General features: G+C 41.4%; 12 protein-coding genes. All 12 read right to left on the bottom strand.

All coding sequences use genetic code 11. The annotated features are described in order from the left end of the window. Positions 1-124 precede the first annotated feature (124 nt). The 12 genes from NSS81_RS24820 to NSS81_RS24765 all read right to left on the bottom strand — a co-directional run bounded on the left by NSS81_RS24820 (position 125) and on the right by NSS81_RS24765 (position 17,818). Positions 125-3,412 carry a family 78 glycoside hydrolase catalytic domain gene (locus NSS81_RS24820; RefSeq protein ID WP_342431274.1) on the bottom strand — a complete coding sequence of 1,096 codons (3,288 nt, stop codon included), beginning with the start codon at positions 3,410-3,412 and terminating at the stop codon, positions 125-127. Between the two features lie 181 nt (positions 3,413-3,593). Then, a complete protein-coding gene (gene rhaS / locus NSS81_RS24815) occupies positions 3,594-4,640 on the bottom strand; it encodes a rhamnose ABC transporter substrate-binding protein (RefSeq protein ID WP_342431273.1) in 1,047 nt (348 codons plus the stop codon). Positions 4,641-4,720: 80 nt separating this feature from the next. Continuing rightward, on the bottom strand, positions 4,721-5,731 hold the full coding sequence (locus NSS81_RS24810) for an ABC transporter permease (RefSeq protein WP_342431272.1): 1,011 nt from the start codon (positions 5,729-5,731) through the stop codon (positions 4,721-4,723). 2 nt (positions 5,732-5,733) lie between these two features. Continuing rightward, positions 5,734-6,741: an ABC transporter permease gene (locus tag NSS81_RS24805; protein ID WP_342431271.1), complete on the bottom strand. Its 1,008-nt coding sequence runs from the start codon at positions 6,739-6,741 to the stop codon at positions 5,734-5,736. A 14-nt stretch (positions 6,742-6,755) separates the two neighbouring features. Then, positions 6,756-8,291, bottom strand: coding sequence for a sugar ABC transporter ATP-binding protein (locus NSS81_RS24800; RefSeq protein ID WP_342431270.1), 1,536 nt, complete (start codon positions 8,289-8,291; stop codon positions 6,756-6,758). Positions 8,292-8,498: 207 nt separating this feature from the next. Further along, positions 8,499-9,581, bottom strand: coding sequence for a response regulator (locus NSS81_RS24795; RefSeq protein ID WP_342431269.1), 1,083 nt, complete (start codon positions 9,579-9,581; stop codon positions 8,499-8,501). Next, positions 9,562-11,388 carry a sensor histidine kinase gene (locus tag NSS81_RS24790; RefSeq protein ID WP_342431268.1) on the bottom strand — a complete coding sequence of 609 codons (1,827 nt, stop codon included), beginning with the start codon at positions 11,386-11,388 and terminating at the stop codon, positions 9,562-9,564. The genes NSS81_RS24795 and NSS81_RS24790 overlap by 20 nt, the downstream gene beginning before the upstream one ends. Beyond that, a complete protein-coding gene (locus NSS81_RS24785; RefSeq protein ID WP_342431267.1) occupies positions 11,378-12,412 on the bottom strand; it encodes an autoinducer 2 ABC transporter substrate-binding protein in 1,035 nt (344 codons plus the stop codon). The genes NSS81_RS24790 and NSS81_RS24785 overlap by 11 nt, the downstream gene beginning before the upstream one ends. A 196-nt stretch (positions 12,413-12,608) precedes the next feature. Continuing rightward, positions 12,609-14,678: a bifunctional aldolase/short-chain dehydrogenase gene (locus NSS81_RS24780; protein ID WP_342431266.1), complete on the bottom strand. Its 2,070-nt coding sequence runs from the start codon at positions 14,676-14,678 to the stop codon at positions 12,609-12,611. Positions 14,679-14,915: 237 nt separating this feature from the next. Then, positions 14,916-15,635 (bottom strand): lactate utilization protein C, encoded by a 720-nt coding sequence (locus NSS81_RS24775; RefSeq protein WP_342431265.1) that lies wholly within the window; start codon positions 15,633-15,635, stop codon positions 14,916-14,918. Then, the gene (locus tag NSS81_RS24770) at positions 15,632-17,062 is read right to left on the bottom strand and encodes a LutB/LldF family L-lactate oxidation iron-sulfur protein (protein ID WP_342431264.1); all 1,431 of its coding nucleotides are present in this window, start codon (positions 17,060-17,062) and stop codon (positions 15,632-15,634) included. The genes NSS81_RS24775 and NSS81_RS24770 overlap by 4 nt, the downstream gene beginning before the upstream one ends. A gap of 39 nt (positions 17,063-17,101) precedes the next feature. Continuing rightward, positions 17,102-17,818: a (Fe-S)-binding protein gene (locus NSS81_RS24765; RefSeq protein ID WP_342431263.1), complete on the bottom strand. Its 717-nt coding sequence runs from the start codon at positions 17,816-17,818 to the stop codon at positions 17,102-17,104. Positions 17,819-17,900 lie beyond the last annotated feature (82 nt).

Raw genomic sequence — 17,900 nt, 5'->3', positions numbered from 1 at the left:
GAAACGATACTACTTGGATTGCTGCTATTATCATTAAAAGCAGTAACTCTATAAAAATACTGTTTTTCATGTATTACATTTTTATCTGTGTAGGTTGTAACATTTGCAGAAACAGAGTCGACTTCTATCCATTCTCCCCTTCATTCCTCTCTATCAGAAAGCCTTTTTCATAGTTGGAATTATCTTTCCACTTTAGAATATTGCTAATTTCTTTTGTTCCAGGTTCAACAGTTACGTTGTCAGGAGCAAAAGGAATGACATTCTCTTTATTGACTACAAAGTTATACTTACCAGAACCCACCTCATAAACAATATAACGATTGTTCTCATCAAGATATTTGACTTCTCCATCCACCGATACTTCCGATTTATTGGCCGCCGGTACAGAAACAATCGCCGTCGTATTAGCAGGTACGCTTACTGTTAATTCAAATTTGTCTTCTGATTGTGTAAAGGAAGCTTCAACTTTACCTTTAATTGTTGGAACTTTAATCTCTGCAGAACCGATTTGTCCTGGCCTTGGTTTGACTTCAAATTTTTCAAACGCCGGAAGAACTGGAACAATCCCAAACATTTCACGCGGGATGATATAAGCTGGTGATGCGGCCCATGGATGGGAATAGGTCAGGTTTGGTTTCTGGCTAGGGTCCCAGGCTTCCATTGTCGAACCAGCACCCAATTTAATCATGTTCATCCAGCTGTTTTTCTCATGAGAAGTTAATAAATCGATGGCTTTGCTTTCTTGATTATTTTGGAAAAGTGACTCTAGTAAAAATGGTGCACCATACACACTTGGAACCATTCCGCGGCTCGCAATATACTCGCTAGCCAATTTGGCATTCTCGTCAGTTGCCGCTCCTAATGCAACTGGGAAGAAGTTGGCATGCGAAGCATAATGATTCACTCCCAGACCATCGCGGAACCGATTGACACTTGAGTCAAATAGTTGTTTATTAATCGCTTCCTTTTGTGTTGACGCAAGTTCTTTGTATTTTTTGACATCCTCTGATTTATTCAACACCTGTGCGATATTTGCCAAGTCAACCATGTCCCGGTAATTATAGGCATTAATTACCGTGTTTACTTCGGTAAATTGATAGCCGTCACGCATAGTATCTGGCCAGTCTACAATATCATTGACGGTCGATTTTTTTAGAAGTCCTTCAGCTGTCATAAATCGGTCATAAGCCTTTGATTTCAATACCTCATAATTTTTTTCTAAAGAAGTTTTATCACCGGTATACAAATAATCCTGCCATGCAGCCATAATCGATATCTGTTTCCATTCTGTCGGCCATGTTTCATGGTCATAAAGATATTCATGAGAAATCCTTGCAAGTGCAAATTCTCGATCTAATGCATAATGGGAAAGCTGTTGAATATAGGCATCCGCTTCATAGGCTCTTCGTTCCCTAGTGGTAGAGTCATAGTACAGGTCAAAGTTTAAATCACGAATAGAATTTTTTGAGAACTCCCATACTGTATTAAGCGTTTGGTCGGATGATGCAAACTCTGATGCTTCTTCGTTAAATGGATAACGGAGAGCAACCGCTGAAACGATTTCTTCCACGTTTGTCAAACCTTCATGCAGCCCATAAATTTCAGCATAGCGGAACACGCGGTATCCCCAATGCTGCAAGGTTTGTTCGCCTGGCTTCAGATTCCAGATTTCTCGGTAATTATTGCCGGTCCGCATATTATAACGAACGGTTTCAGGAGCAGAAAGCTCTTCACCTAAACGGATTTCCACTTCCTTTTCTGTTGAAGAATTTATTGCTAGTTTGATACCTCCAGTTACAGAGTGGCCAAAGTCAATAAAATATCTTCCATTCCCCTTATCAACGACCTTCTGGGGAGTTACCACCACTTCTTCGAGATTCTGTGACGGCTGGCCGGTCAATTGTCCTTTAGGAATTACGGCTTTAACGAGGACTTTGGACCACGAACTGCTGTCAAAGTCTGGTTTGCTAAATCCATGCGGGTATTCAATTGAGTTTATATATTCAGATGGCGCATAATAATAACCTGTACCTGCATTCCCACCATCCCGAATTGCTTGATGGGCATTCAGAGATTCCCATGTGTTATCTGTTTTGATAACCTGTTTGCTGCCATCTACATAGGTAACATGCAGCTCGGCTAGGAACCGTTTATCCTGTTGCGTATAGGCAATCGCTCCGACAGCATTTTCTTTCCCTTTCTTTAACAAGCCGGTAACATCATATGCATTATAAAAAAGCTGTCCGTTATATCCCTCAACAGGACCAACACCAACAAACTCACCATTCACAAAAAGCTTGTAAACATATTGTCTCGCAGGGCTTGGAGATTGCCCTGTCACATACGCGGTTGCACTGGAGATGTCTTTATCCTCCAAGGTGAAATTCTTTCTGAAAAAAGCCATGTTATCGGATGCGCCGATTAAACATTCAGCACTTCTTCCGACATATAATTTTCCATCTCTAACAGATCCGCAGCCAATTGCTTCACCAGATGAAAAATCTGCATGGTAGAGGACCTTATTTTTATCTGATGTGACTGTCACATTATCGTAAAAAGCACTTTCTGTACTGCCGTGACGAAAACCAATCGAACCAGTCATGTGGTCGGAAAGGCTTCGTGTATCTATTTTTGAGTCATTAACAAATGTAGTAATTTCATTTCCATTTGCGACAATTTTGATGTGGTATTGCACTCCAATTTTAAAAGGGTAAGCGATCTGCGTAATTTCTCTCCATGTGCCGGCATTTTTAACATGCGGGGCAAGAGCCTGCTTTTGAGCGCTGAATTGCCACATATAGGAATTGTTATTGTCCTTCGCCCTGAATTTTATTCCTGCAGCATTACTTTCAATAGTTATATCAACTTCAATCGTATAATTATCCCAGCTTCCATATTCATTCGGGTTTTGCCAAATGGAAGACCCTGTCCATTCATCCTTTAACCCCGTTCCAAACATTCCAGGATGTGAAAACGGACCTGCTTGATCATCCTTATCCCATGTTTTTACCGTCCAGTAATATCGAGTAGCAGGTTTAAGGGTTGGACCATCATAAGGAACATTTGATGATTTTCCCGAAGCAACTTTACCTGAGTCCCATACAACAGAGTCATCCGATAATAGTTTGTTAGGATCTGTATCTACCCGTATCTGGTAAGCCGTTTGTTTTTCTCCCCTGTTCTCATCATTTACTTCCCAACTAAATTTTGGATTAGTTAAATCCTCAACGGCCAATGGAGCAGGCAGAAGATCCGTAAGCAGGCCAGTCGGAGCACCCGGTGCCTTGTTCGTTTCAGCCTTTACACTATTTGTTCCATTGATACCAGGGAATGAGGATAGTACAAGCATTGATGTAAGAGCAATCGCTATCATTCTTTTTTTCGTTCCCTTAAATGCTTTGTTTATAAACATTTCTTCCCCTTACCTCCTGTTCCTTCGTCAACCCAACCACTTTACACTTGTTTTATTGATTCTGGTTAAATCCCCTTAGGATAAATGCTCCAATAATAGTGTCCAAAAAATAACCGAACCTCTTATATATATTTTAATTGGTTCGGTTATTTTCCTTGTCCTTATGCTGTTACGTTCTGTCTTAGTAAACTTCCTTCCACTCAGCAATATTGCTCTTGTCAAATTTGAATGGGTCGCCGAGCATGATCTGTGCGCCGTCGCCGTCAGCAACGACTTCTTTCTCGCCAAGGTCACCGACAGAGAATTTTTCGCCGACTTTGCCCGTGATTTTGCCGCTCACTAATCTGTCAGCAGCGTAGCCTGCCAGGTATCCAACATCAATAGGATTCCATAAATACATCCAATCGGAAACTCCGGACTCGATATACTCGGCCATTTCACTTGGCAATCCCAGGCCTGTTAAGTGCACCTTGTCTTTTAACCCTTTGTCTGTTAACACTTTACCTGCCGCAGCAATACCAACAGTGGTTGGAGCAATAATCCCTTTTAGATCAGGATAAGATTTTAATAGAGCTTCCGTTTCAGAAACACTCTTATCACGGAGGTCATCTCCATATGCGACCTTTACAAGCTCGATATCCTTGTATTTAGGATCTTCGAGTTCTTTCTTCATCCACTCAATCCAAGTGTTTTGGTTGGTTGCCTGGGAAGTGGCACTAAGAACGGCGATTTGACCTTTGCCGCCAATCATTTCAGAAATGGCTTCGATTTGGACGCGGCCAATTCTTTCAGGGTCTGCCTGGTTGATGTGTACGATACGGCTTTTCGTGTTAACCGCAGAGTCTAGTGAAAGTACCTTGATACCTTGGTCCATTGCCTTTTTCAAAGCAGGCTCGAGAGCATCCGGATCATTTCCCGCAATCGCGATACTGTCTACTTTTTGGGAAATTAATTCTTCAATCATTTGGATCTGCGCTTCAGCCGTAGGCTGGTCCGGCGCTTTCAGAATTGCTTCATGCCCCTGCGCTTCAATTGCCTTTTTGAAGCCTTCCATCATCTTTTCGCCATATGGATTCCCTGTATTTTTGAAAACAATGGCGAATCGTTTTTTGCCATCCTTGCTTTCGCCGCTCTTCTCACCGCCGCTGCTTGGTGAGCCTTGGCTGCATGCTGCGAGCACTGAAAAAACCATGAAGATTGATACAAAAACCATAAGCAGCTTTTTCATCTTTTTATCTCCCCTTGTTATTTGTTTTTTTATATACAGAAACAGTCTGGTTGACTGTTTAGTATGACGAATTTCATCGTTTAACCCGCTATTTGCCGGGATGCGTTCTTCACTTGCTTCGTTTTTGCCTTGACTTTCGGCTTCAGATTCGGAATCATTACGGCCATGACGAGAAGCAACCCAATGATAATCATGAGAACTTGTGCAGGGATATTAATTAATCCCAGCCCATATCGCAAGTAGCCGATTAGGAAAACGGCAATAATCGCCCCCAGCATTTTTCCTTTTCCGCCTGCTGTGCTAATTCCACCTAAGACGACCATCGCAATTACATCCAGTTCATAACCCTGTGCTATGTTTGGTCTGGTACTGCCCATTCTTGATGTTAAAAACAGGGCTGTAATCGCTGCCATTAAACCTGCAAGCGTAAACACGATAATTTTGATTTTATCTACCTGGACCCCTGAAAAGCGGGATGCAGTCGGGTTGTTACCTATCGCATAGACTCTTCTTCCAAAGGTTGTTATGTGCAGTACCAGCCCAAAACAGACGGCTAATACAACAAAGGCGATGAGGATGAATGGAATACCAAAGACATATCCCCAACCGAAGAAGCCAAACCATTCCGGAAAGGAGCCGGCAGATTGGTCCTCAAGGATGATATAGGCGATCCCCCGATAAATAATCATCGTTGCCAGTGTAACAATGACGGCCGATAATTCCTTGAACTTCACAATCAGCAATCCGTTTATCAGCCCACAAATTGCACCAACAGTAAGACAAATCACCACCGCAATTTCCATCGGTACCCCTAATGTATATAAATGAGCCATGATAACTGATGCCAAGGCGACAATAGATGCGACCGAAATATCAATATCTCGTAAGATCATAATCAATACCATTGGAAATACAATGAATGCTTTATCAAGAAACGTCATCGTTGCGTCTCGCAAATTATTAAAATCCCAATAGTAAGGAGATAAACTTATATTAATAATGTTCACCACGATAAATAACAAAATCAGCATCCATTCCCACTGAAGGAAAAACTTCTTAAATGAGAACTCTTTTTTGTTTATCGTCTCCATAGCTAGATTTTCCTCCTCATGAGCGCATTCAAATCTACTCCTCTTTTTACAACAGCATTTAAAACCACCGCAGCCAGGATGATCCCGCCTTGAATTCCGCTTTGCCAGAAAGGCGAAACATTAATGAGTGGCAGGGCATTATTTAAAATTCCAATCAGAACAGAACCCAAAATTAACCCGGATATTTTTCCGGAACCGCCGGCAATATTAACCCCGCCCAATACACAGGCAGCAATAACCGTTAATTCATATCCTGATGCGGTGTCACCCTGGGCCGAGGCAAACTTTGAAACCCATAACACTCCAGCAAGTCCTGCCAATCCGCCCATTATCGTATAGACAAGAAAAATGATTCGGTCATGATTAATTCCCGTAATGATAGCCGATTCTGGATTGCTTCCGACAGCGTAAATCTGTCTGCCAGTTCTGGTATGATTAATGAAATAGTAGAAAATAAGGTAAATAATAATAGCAATCAGTATCAGGTGATTGATCCCCATGAATGTCCCTGTTGCAATGCCCTTAAAGCTTTCCGGCATTTGGTGGGCACTTACCCATTTTCCGCCACTGACCATATAGGTAAGTCCCCGAAAGATATACATCATCCCTAAGGTAGCGATGATAGGTAAAACACTGCCTTTTGCAATAATCAGGCCGAGAATTCCGCCACTAACGACACCGATCAAGATACCCAAAAGGATGGCCAAGATGGGATGAAGTGTCGGCATGGCTCCGACTGCCAGGGCAGAACTCATCCCGGATAAAGCAAGTGTCGCACCAATTGATAGGTCAATCCCCCTTGTAATAATGACTAGCATCATCCCAACTGCCAAAATACTCAAAATGGCTGTATTGGTAATCATGTCATTCAAGTTTTCAAGTGTTAAAAAACTTGGATTCCTGATTTGAACGGCTATGGACAACAGGATAATAAATCCCAGTAATCCAACTTCACGAAATTTTGCTATACTGGCACTGATTGATACTCTCTCCAGTGATTTTTCAGCCATTTCTCTCCCCTCCTTTATATACCAGCCGCTCCCAATGTTCCATCGATTGGCCGCGTCTCTGTATTTTTCATCGCTGCTTCCAAAATGGCTTCCTGAGTGGCTGTTCTCCCATCCAATTCTGCTGTAATTCTGCCTTCACGCATAACGAGAATTCGGTCACTCATACTGAGGATTTCGGGCATTTCTGAGGAAACCATGATGATGCCATATCCCTGGCTGGCCAGGTCGCTGATAATTTCATAAATGGCTGACTTTGCCCCGACATCTACCCCTTTTGTCGGTTCATCGAGAATGATGATATCCAAATCAGTCGTAAGAAGTTTGGCAACCGCCACTTTTTGCTGGTTCCCGCCTGATAATGAACTTACAAGATTATAAATACTTGGTGTTTTCACATTTACTTTTTTGGCAAGTTTACTGGCAATCTCTTTTTCCTTCTTCCGGTTTAACCATCCTTTTCGGGATAATAGATTAAGCGAAGGTAGCGTAATATTTTTATCGATTCCCCATGAAAGGATCAGCCCCTGCTGTTGCCTGTCTTCTGGTAAATAACCGATTCCTTTCTTCATAGCTTGCAGTGGATTCGTAATCTTTGTTTCCTTTCCATTAATAAAAATCTTTCCTTTATCAGCAGCATCGATCCCGAACAATGCCTGACACACTTCACTGCGGCCCGCACCAACAAGACCGGTTAACCCCAGTATTTCTCCCTTCCCTAGCGTGAAAGATACTCCGGCAAAGAATCCTGTTCTCCCCATGTTGTCCACCCGTAAAACTTCTTCACCAATTTTGGCCTCCGTTTTTGGAAATAGCTTTTTTATTTCCCTTCCTACCATGGCCACGATTAAATCTTCATTGGTAATCTCGTTTACTCCCCAGGTATCGATGTATTTCGAATCACGGAAAACAGTCACTTTACTGGCAAGACGATACATATCTTCAAAGCGGTGAGAGATAAAGATGATGGATGTGCCCTGATCTCTTAATTTCTCCGTGATTCGATAAAGCTCCTCACTTTCATTTCTGGTCAAGGCAGCAGTAGGCTCATCCATGATAATAATTTTCGCATTGGTTGACAGGGCTTTTGCTATCTCAACGATTTGCTGCTGTGCCACACTGAGGGTTCCCATTTGGGCTTTGGCATCAAAATTGGCCCCAAGCTCTTTCAGAAGGCGATTCGCTTCTGCATGCATTTCCTTCCATAGAATTCTCTTTGTTGCTCTGTTAATTTTTTCATGTCCCATGAATATATTTTCCGTTACACTTAAATCCGGAAAGCAGGTTACATGCTGGTATATGGCAGCAATCCCACAATTCTGTGCATCCTTTGGATTTCGAAATTCAACCTCCTGTCCATTTAAGTACATCTTTCCTTCATCCGGCTGATGGACTCCTGTAATGACTTTTATAAACGTTGATTTGCCGGCACCATTCTCTCCCATCAAGGCATGAATTTCACCCGGCTTTAATTGAAATTGAACATGATCGAGAGCTTTCACACCAGGAAAGGTTTTTGTAATCCCTCTAAGTTCGAGTACAAACTCGGACATTTTTTTCACTCCTCAGTTGAGTTTTATATCAAAGGTAGAATCATACTTTCTAACATGCCACATGATATGGAATATTTCATTGTATACGTTTACATTTAGCATACCTAGTATTCTTTATGGGAAAAAGGTGACAGATCTCGGATTGGGGTGACGATTTTCGGGAGTTTTCAAAAAATTTAAAAAACCTCCGGAATGGAGGTTTGGATGTCAGCCATATTTGATTTTCTCCTTATACTTGGAAGGGACCTCTCCAAAATACTTCTTGAAAAGTTTGCTAAAGTATTTAGTATCGGTATAACCTACCTTTTCCGCGATATTATAAACTTTTAAATCAGTTGAGAACAGCAATTCCCTTGCTTTTTCGATCCTGGTTCTTGTCACAAAATCCAATACGGTTTCACCTGTTTGATTTTTAAAGTACTCGCTAAAATAGGTTGGATTCATCGGAATTTCCCGTGCAATCTTTTCAATTGTTATATTTTCAGCCATATTGCTCAATATCCACTGCTTTGCTGTTTGAATCGGATCCACTTTCACAGGGTTCATTAATTTGTTTAAAGATAAATAAACTTTTTGTATCCATTCATTGAGGCCATGCCTTAATACTTTAAAATTCCTTGCTCTTTTTGTCATATTTATAGCATCATACAGGAAATCTGATTCATTATTCGCATATGAATTTTTCCCAAAAAGGTTTACAATCTGAACAGCAAGTGATTGAATGTTCCGTTCAATTTCCCCGGGAGACGTGTGATTCTCAAGTACATTCAGAAACTGATGTAAAAGAGATAATGTTTCTTCTATTTTCGCCTGCTGCATGGATTGTATGATGCCTTCTATCTGTTTCACATGCAAAAACTCTAAATCCAGCTTTAAAAGACGCTCTTCTTCCGACCGTTTACGATAAATTTTTTCCTTAACACGGTGGAGCTGCAGGCGAAATTCCTCCCGAATAATCGGCTTAACCATATAATCAACAGCCCCTTCACGAATGGCTGATTGCAGGTATTTAAAATCATTAAAGCCGCTAATGACTACCGCTTCAAATGAAACATGGTTCTTTAGTTCCTTTATTAATTCCAATCCATCCATGCCAGGCATTCTAATATCTGTAATTAACAGATCAAATTCCAGCTTTTCTTGGTGATAAAAGGCTAGTAATTCGTTCCCGCTGGAAAAGCCTCCAATAACATGAAATTCGTCGGAGCACGACGTGACCAACCGTTCAATCCCCCTTCGAATCCGTGCTTCATCATCAACCACCACTGTTTTAACCAGTCTTGTACTCAATCGTCCCACCTCCACTCACTGACCTTTCTGCAATGTCAACTGTCAATAAAGGGATTTTTATTGTCACTTCTGTCCCTTGTTTAATCTTACTATCTAGTTGAAGACCAAACGGTTGTCCATACATCATGACGATTCTTCCATGAACATTGATTAAACCAAATTTCGAGTCCCTTCGCCCCATTGGATCAGATGCCAAGTACCAATTAAGCTCCTCCAACAATTCTTCCGGAATTCCGGGACCGTTATCAATTACCTTAAATATCAATTCTTCTTTGTTAGGTGCTTTTTTGATCAGGATTTCGAGCTTAAAATGCTGCTGGTGGTCAAGACCATGTTTTATTGCATTCTCAACAATGGGCTGTAAGATAAACTTGGGAGTCAGAAAAGACTGGCTGTTTACTTCTTCTTGGATATAAAAATCAATTCGCTCTTCAAATCTTATTTTTTGAATTGTCAAATAATCCTTCATATGCTGGACTTCTTGATTAACAGTGACCACCTTATCTTTATTATTAATGGAGAAACGTAACATTCTACCGAGGATGGACACCATTTCTACTACCGTGTCATCTTCTCCTTCCTCGACTGCCATTCCGATTGTTTCAAGGGTATTGTACATAAAATGTGGATTGATTTGAGACTGAAGCGCATACAGTTCGGCTTCCTTTTGCTGCAATTTGATTTGATAGTTTATTTTAATCAATTCTCGAATCTCGAGTACCATTGAATTGAAACTATTGGCAAGAATACCGACCTCATCCGTAGTGTTAATGGTAAGGTCTACATCAAAATCCCCTTTTTCAACCCGCTTCATTAATCTGGTTAGACGGTTCATAGGCCGTGCTACATTCCATGCAAGGAAAATCGAAATAATTGTACTTAAAATGACGACTATGATAAATACGATAATCGTAGTATTTCGTACTACATCCGTTCTTTCAGTCAAATTCTTCAAAGGGACGCTATGCTCCAGAATCCATTCATCCGGGCCGTTTCTGCTAATACTAATTAACCTGTTATCCTCTATTGTTGTGGTTCGAAAGCTTCCATTTATATTAGGATAATCTACTAATTCCTTATTTAATTTTCCAATAAGATCAGGATTTGTATGGTAGATTATGTACCCATACTCATTCATAAGCGAGAGCTCCGATTGATCATTTACCTTAATATTTTCGATAATCTGTTGAAATGATGACATCTCCACAACAATAAACATCGTGCCCAAGTTCTGCCGGTTTTCTGTATCGGTAATTTGGTGCATCAACAAAATATAAGGCGGGTTATTTTTAAATTTGAGATTCGTATGGGAAGGATAAATGATGGCCTGTTTACCGTTTAACTCCATATCTTGGCCATATGGCAATTCAATGCTCTCGAAACCGGTATATGGGACCTTCGAACTTTCATACAACCTGTTCTTTGATAAAATAAAAACTCCTAAAATGTCCGGATTTCCCCCATTGCTATATGTTTTAGCCAGATAACTATTAACAATAAATGTATCCTGCAGCAAGGATGAATTGCTTTGGTAGGAGTCCTTCCTTAACACTTCAATCACTTGTGCAGAATTATACAGGAGGTACGGCAGCTGTTTTAAATCCCGGATATAGATGCCGATTCGTTCATTTGCTTGGTCCAGCAATTTTGGTATATTTTCACCAACTTGTTCTTCGATTGATTTTGAATATTGGGCATAGGCAAAATAACCCAACAAAGCCAAAGGAATGACCGTAATGAAAAAATACGAAACGATTAATTTGGTCATCAGTCTGAAATTCTTGAATTTTTTCCATCTAAAAATCATACTGGTCCACATTTTCCTTTGTAAAATCAATTGGTTCTCCCATAATAACTATGTCGTCCTTAACTCTAATTTTTCCAACTTGCGGGATTTCTTGACGATCAGACGGTTTCATTCCATCAAGAAGGTTTTTTGCAAGTGCTACCGTTAAAAACCCAAGCTTTTTTGGGCTCCATAAAGTAACCACCTGTGCAGCATCAGTTTTTAGGTATTCATTCATTGGATTCGGCGGAGATAAGCCAACAACAGTGACCTCACCTGATTTCCCTTCTTCTTTCACTGCTTGGGCGGCAGCAGGCGGACCAACGGAGGAATTACCGATAATCCCCTTTAAATTTGGATAGCCGGCCAAAAGTTCTTTTGCCAGAATATAGGCCTTATGAGGATCATCATTTGAGGCTACTACCTTAACCAAGTTCATTTTCGGATAATATTCCCTTTGTTGAATTTTTATCCAATTTAGCCAGACATTTAGATTCGCTGCTGATTCCGCACCAGTAATAATCGCAAAATCTCCCTCTTCATTTACATTCCAAGCTAGAGTATCCATTAAATGTCTGCCCAATTTCTCAGGATCCACCATATTGATAAAAAACTCCCTGGAATCAAAATGTGTATCAGCATCCCAGGTAATGACTTTAATATTTTGGCTTTGTGCCTTCTTCATCACTGCAACCAATTTTTCAGGATCATTCGCAGAAACGGCAATCACATCTACCTTTTGTTGTATTAATTCTTCGATTATTTTGACTTGCTGATTGGGGTCAGCAACAGCAGGACCTCTATAAATCACATTTACCCCTAGTTCTTCCCCCGCCTCCATAGCCCCCTCTTCAACAGCATTAAAATAGGGAATATTTACAAGCTTCGGGACAAGTGCAATGGTGTACGACTTCCTTGTATAGTTCTCAACCGGGCGGTCTACTTCACCTTTAGAATAGACAATGTCATATTTTGCGGTTGTACTGCAACCGCTTGCAAGAATAAGTAACAGTAAGGTGAATAAGCTAGTACATCTTCTACCCATCCTCCGTCCCCTCCATTTTACTATAAGAACCATATGTAAAGTGATACTGATTAAAAATTCGCACTTTTCAATTATTTTAACATATTTTTGGGCTATTCGTCTTATTAAAAAGAAAAAAGGCATTCCTTGATGCCTTTTTTCATCGGTTCCTATTTCAAATATAATACTTCTTGCAGCGGTTTTCCCATAACACTCATTATCTTGTAAAGGCAGCAGGTACACCGCCGTCTACAGTTAACATACATCCAGTAGTTTTATCTGACTTGGATGATGCAAAGAATGCAATCGATTCAGCAATATCAGATGGATAAATATTTACTAGAAGAGTTGTACGCTTACGATAGTGCTCTTCTAATTGATCAGGGTGAATTCCGTACGCCGCCGCACGCTCTTCACGCCATCTGGAACCCCAAATCGCAGAGCCTTGAAGGACTGCATCCGGCAGCACAGAATTTACGCGAATGCCGTACTCCCCGCCTTCTGCTGCAATACATCTGGCCAAATGAGTTTCTAGCGCTTTGACAGAGCTATAGGCAGCAGCATTTTTTCCGGCATAAACAGAGTTTTTCGAACCGATAAATACCATGTTGCCGCCAATTCCCTGCTGCTTCATTTGCTTGAATGCTTCACGGGCAACAAGGAAATAGCCTGTTCCTAAAACATTCATATTCAAATTCCACTCTTGTAGAGTAGTTTCATCGATAGGGCTTGATGTTGCAAGACCAGCGTTGTTAACAATGATGTCCACACCACCAAATGTGAGTGCGGCTTTGTCGAATGCAACCTGCACTTCTTCTTCTTTTGTTACATCCATTTTTACTGCTAGGGCACGGTTTGCGCCGTATTGTTCGTTAATTTCGGCAGCAACCTTTTCAGCGCCTTCATGATTAAGGTCAGCCAGAACGACATGGGCACCCTCAGAAACTAGGCGGTGAGCCGTTGCACTGCCAATTCCTCCTGCTCCGCCAGTTATGAATGTTACCTTTCTGGAGAATTCTGCTTCAGCTGGGGCGAGAGTTAATTTATATAATTCTAGTGGCCAGTATTCCACGTTATAGGATTCATTTTCACTTAAAGAAACAAAGTTTCCTAGAGTCGTTGAACCTTTCATAACCGCTATAGCACGGTGGTATAAGGCACCGCTTACTCGAGAATTCGCGACATCCTTACCAGTGTTTACCATTCCTAATCCTGGGATTAGGATTACACGTGGCGCTGGTTCGAACATTTTGTCGCCTTCGTTTTTGTTGCGTTCAAAGTATTCTTTGTATGCTGCCTTGAAGCGGGCTATTCCTTCCTTGATTGCAGCAGTTAAGCCTTCTACATCCTTTGTCTGCGGATCCCAATTGATATAAAGCGGGACCATTTTGGTATGAACAAGATGGTCCGGGCATGCTGCTCCGATTAGTGAAAGTTCAGGAGCGTTGTAGCTGTTTACAAATTGAAGAACATCTTCACCACGGTGGTAAGTTAGAAGCATTTTCTTTTCTTCACTTACAGCCCCACGGATAACAGGCATTACCTTCGCTAATATAACCATTGCGTCTTCGTCCGAAAGGGAAACATATTTTTGACCGCCAAATACGCTTTCTTCATTGATTCTTTCATTAATATATTGTTCTGCTTCATTAATAATAGTGATAGTTTTTGCATAGCACTCTTCAGAATTTTCTCCCCAAGTGACAAGACCATGCTTTTCCATTAAGACTAGCTCCGCGTTCGGGTTATTTTGTACACCCTCTGCAATCATTTTTGAAAGAGTGAAGCCAGGACGCACATATGGAACCCAAATAAAACGGTTGCCAAAAATCTCTTCTGCAATTTGCTTGCCATTGTCAGCACAGCAAATGCTGATGATGGCATCTGGATGTGAATGGTCTACATGCTTGAATGGAAGGAACGCATGTAATAAAGTTTCGATGGATGCTCTTGGATGCTTGTTGTCAATCATGCAATGAGCAAGATACGCAACCATGTCTTCGTCCGTCATTTCATCGTGATCGAATAATGGACGGATATCATCCAATCTTAAACCGGTGAAATTTTTAGCTTGCATTGTCGCTAGGTCGGAACCGCTTCCTTTTACCCACATTACCTCGATATCACGGCCGCGGAAATCCTTTTCAATTTTTTTCATGGAAGTGTTGCCGCCACCCCAGTTACAAACGGCACGATCCGTTCCGATTAAGTTGGAACGATATCTTAATTCCTCTACCCCATTTGTTACTTGTGAAGCTTTCTCATGATTCCAAAGATTATTCACCATCCGAAACCCCCCGTTTAAATGTTTGTTAACTTCTGTTTTATTATAATATATTTTTGTTTATTTTTGAATACGAAAATATTCAATTCCCGTTTTTATTTGCTTTGCAGTTATTTTTTTATTTTCAAAGAAACCCCGCAAAAACCAGCTTATCATTTGCTATTGATTATGACGACGGATAAAAATTTGTACGGGCACAATCAAAAAAAAATCCGCCCTATAACGAGACAGATTTTTACATTACAAATCATTAATGACGATATAAGAGGCCTTCACCGGCCCATGTACACCAACGACAAGATTTAACTCGATATCTGCGGAATTACTTGGTCCAGTAATGAAATTAATGCACGAGGCAGCATGACCTGTTTGTTGATGAATTTCACGCATCTTTTGCGCTGCCTGAGTCATTCTTGGCACCAGCGTACTCTTCGGAATAAGGGCTAAATAGGTCGCTGGCAAGAAGCTTACTGTTCTGCCTTTGTTTTCATCGCTAAATAATACAACTGTCCCTGATTCGGCGAGTGTCACTTCACTAATCGTAATACCCACGTTTGCATTTTCCGCTTTTGCTACATTATCCGCACCTCTGGTATGATTCCATTCATAGACCTCAATATTTAGACTAGGCCAATCAACCCTCATCAGGTGTTCAAGTCCCCATTCAGTGAACCTGTCATCCTTCCAGGTGACGACTGGACCTCCGCCGTAACCCAGCACGACCTCGTTAAGGACGGACGGTAATTCCTTCAAATCTGTTGTATATAGAGTTGTATGGATTTTTTTACACTGCTCGGTCAATACATCTACCAAATCATCCTGGGTGGCATCTTTTAGGACTTCATCCTGGGGGTGAAATTTCCAATTTGGACGTTCAACAGGAGTCGATCGACGTGGACGCCCAAGCTGGCCAGCAATTTTATTTAAAAATGTCTCCCGATTTTGGATTGTTCCAGTCAAATTTTTTCGCCCTCCTTTTTGCGGTTTTTAAACCAATCTCTGAATCTCTCTTTATTTGGTGCCGGGAACTCGCGAATTTCTGTCCAGGCCTTTAATGGACCCGGTCCTTTGGATATTTTGTCCCCGACAGTGAATGGATTCATTGCTGTTGGGGCGATTTTCGAGCCGATTTTATATAAGATTGGGGATGCTGCGCCCAAGCCAAATGCCTTCATTGCAAGTTTCTCGGATATCGGTGCCTTTCCTTCTTGTTCAACAATCACTTCTCGGTGTTTATGAAGCAGGTTGTGTAGCGGAATTTTCACCGGACAAACCTCTGTGCAAGCCCCGCATAGCGTCGAGGCATATGGTAATTCTTTATATTCGTCATATCCTCCAAGCAATGGCGAAAGTACCGCTCCAATTGGTCCTGAATAGATGGAGCCATATGAATGGCCGCCGACATGGCGATAGACCGGACAAACATTGACGCAAGCAGCACAGCGAATGCATTGCAGAACGGACTGGAATTCTCCGCCAAGAATATTGGAGCGGCCGTTATCCACAATCACAAGATGAAATTCCTCCGGACCGTCCACATCCAATTCTTCTTTGGGCCCCGTCAAGACCGTTATATAGCTTGTTAATTTCTGACCAACTGCACTTCTTGTTAAAAGCGAAACCAATACTTCCATTTCTTCAAAGGTAGGAACCAGCCGTTCCATCCCCATGACCGTAATTTGCGTTTTCGGCAAAGCCGTAACCAAATCAGCATTTCCTTCATTCGTCACTAACGTAATCGAGCCGGTTTCGGCTACCGCAAAGTTACAGCCTGTTATGCCGATGTCCGCTGACAAATATTCCTGGCGCAGCATTTCCCGGGCATGCCATGCAAGCTCCTCCGGCTTTGAGGTCTTTGTATAACCAAGCTTTTCAGTAAACACTTCACGTATTTGCTCTTTATTTTTATGGAGAGCGGGTACGACAATATGTGACGGGGGATCATGATCGTCCACTTGGAGGATGTATTCACCTAGGTCCGTTTCAATTACCTGGCAGCCTTCTTGTTCAAGAGTGGCATTAAGGCTGATTTCTTCCGTTACCATTGATTTGGATTTAACAATCTTTTTGGCATTTTTTTCTCGGACGACTCCCCGAATATAATCATTTGCTTCTTCTTTTGTTTGGGCAAAAAACACATGCCCACCCCGCTTGGCAACATTTTCACTTAATTGCTCCAAATAATAATCCAAATTCTCAAGGACATGTTGGCGAATTTCTTCCCCATGCGAGCGCCAATCTTCCCAGTTTCCAAGTTCCTCCGCAGCAAGGCGCCTCTTTATATCCATTCCATCCTGAGCACTCGTAACAGCACCGCGCATAAAATCGTCATGGATCCCTTTGTCAACTCGTTCCTTAAATTGATCATTGCCAATTTTCATAGCCATTTTCATGTTCCCTCCATTCCTATTCCTTATGTAAAACTATCAATTACTATTCAAAACTTCGGCAATATGAAGAACCTTAATTGGTTTTCCTTTTCGTTCAATTCGGCCGCCGATGTTCATCAAACAGCCTGCATCGGCACCAATCAGATACTTTGCTTCTGTTTCCTCGACATGGCATACCTTTTCATCGACCATCTGCTCCGATATTTGTGACATTTTAACCGAGAAGGTGCCGCCAAAACCGCAGCACTGTTCTTTTCCCGGTAGCTCTGAAAATTTTAACCCTTTGATGTTTTTTAAGAGAATCATAGGAGCTTCTTTTACGCCTAGCAATCTTGTCATATGGCAGGAAGTATGATAGGTGGCAGTTCCTTCAAATTTTGCCCCAACATCTTCTATCTTTAATACATCCACAATGAATTGAGTAAGCTCATAGGTTTTTTTCGCCAATTTTTTCGCTTTCGGCTCCCAAACAGGGTCTCCTTTAAAAATATGTGGATACTCATGAAACATATAGGCACAAGAACCTGATGGTGACACGACATAATCAGCATGTTGAAATGTATCAATCATCCGCTTCATCGCTTCTTTCGATTCCTTTGTATAGCCGCTATTGTAAGCCGGCTGGCCGCAACAAACTTGTGATTCGGGAAAATCAATCTCACAGCCAAGTCTCTCAAGGAGCTCAACCGTTGCTTTTCCTACATTCCTATGAAACATATCGACAAGGCAGGTGGCAAATAAACTTACCTTCATATTATTCCAACCCCTTTGATTATCACTTAACCTAACTGATATTTGTTTTATTTTTGAATTGTAAATAAAGAATTTTAAAAAA

The organism is Neobacillus sp. FSL H8-0543 (genome assembly GCF_038592905.1).
Taxonomy (GTDB): Bacteria; Bacillota; Bacilli; order Bacillales; family Cytobacillaceae; genus Neobacillus.
This window is presented reverse-complemented; position numbering and strand designations above follow the sequence as displayed.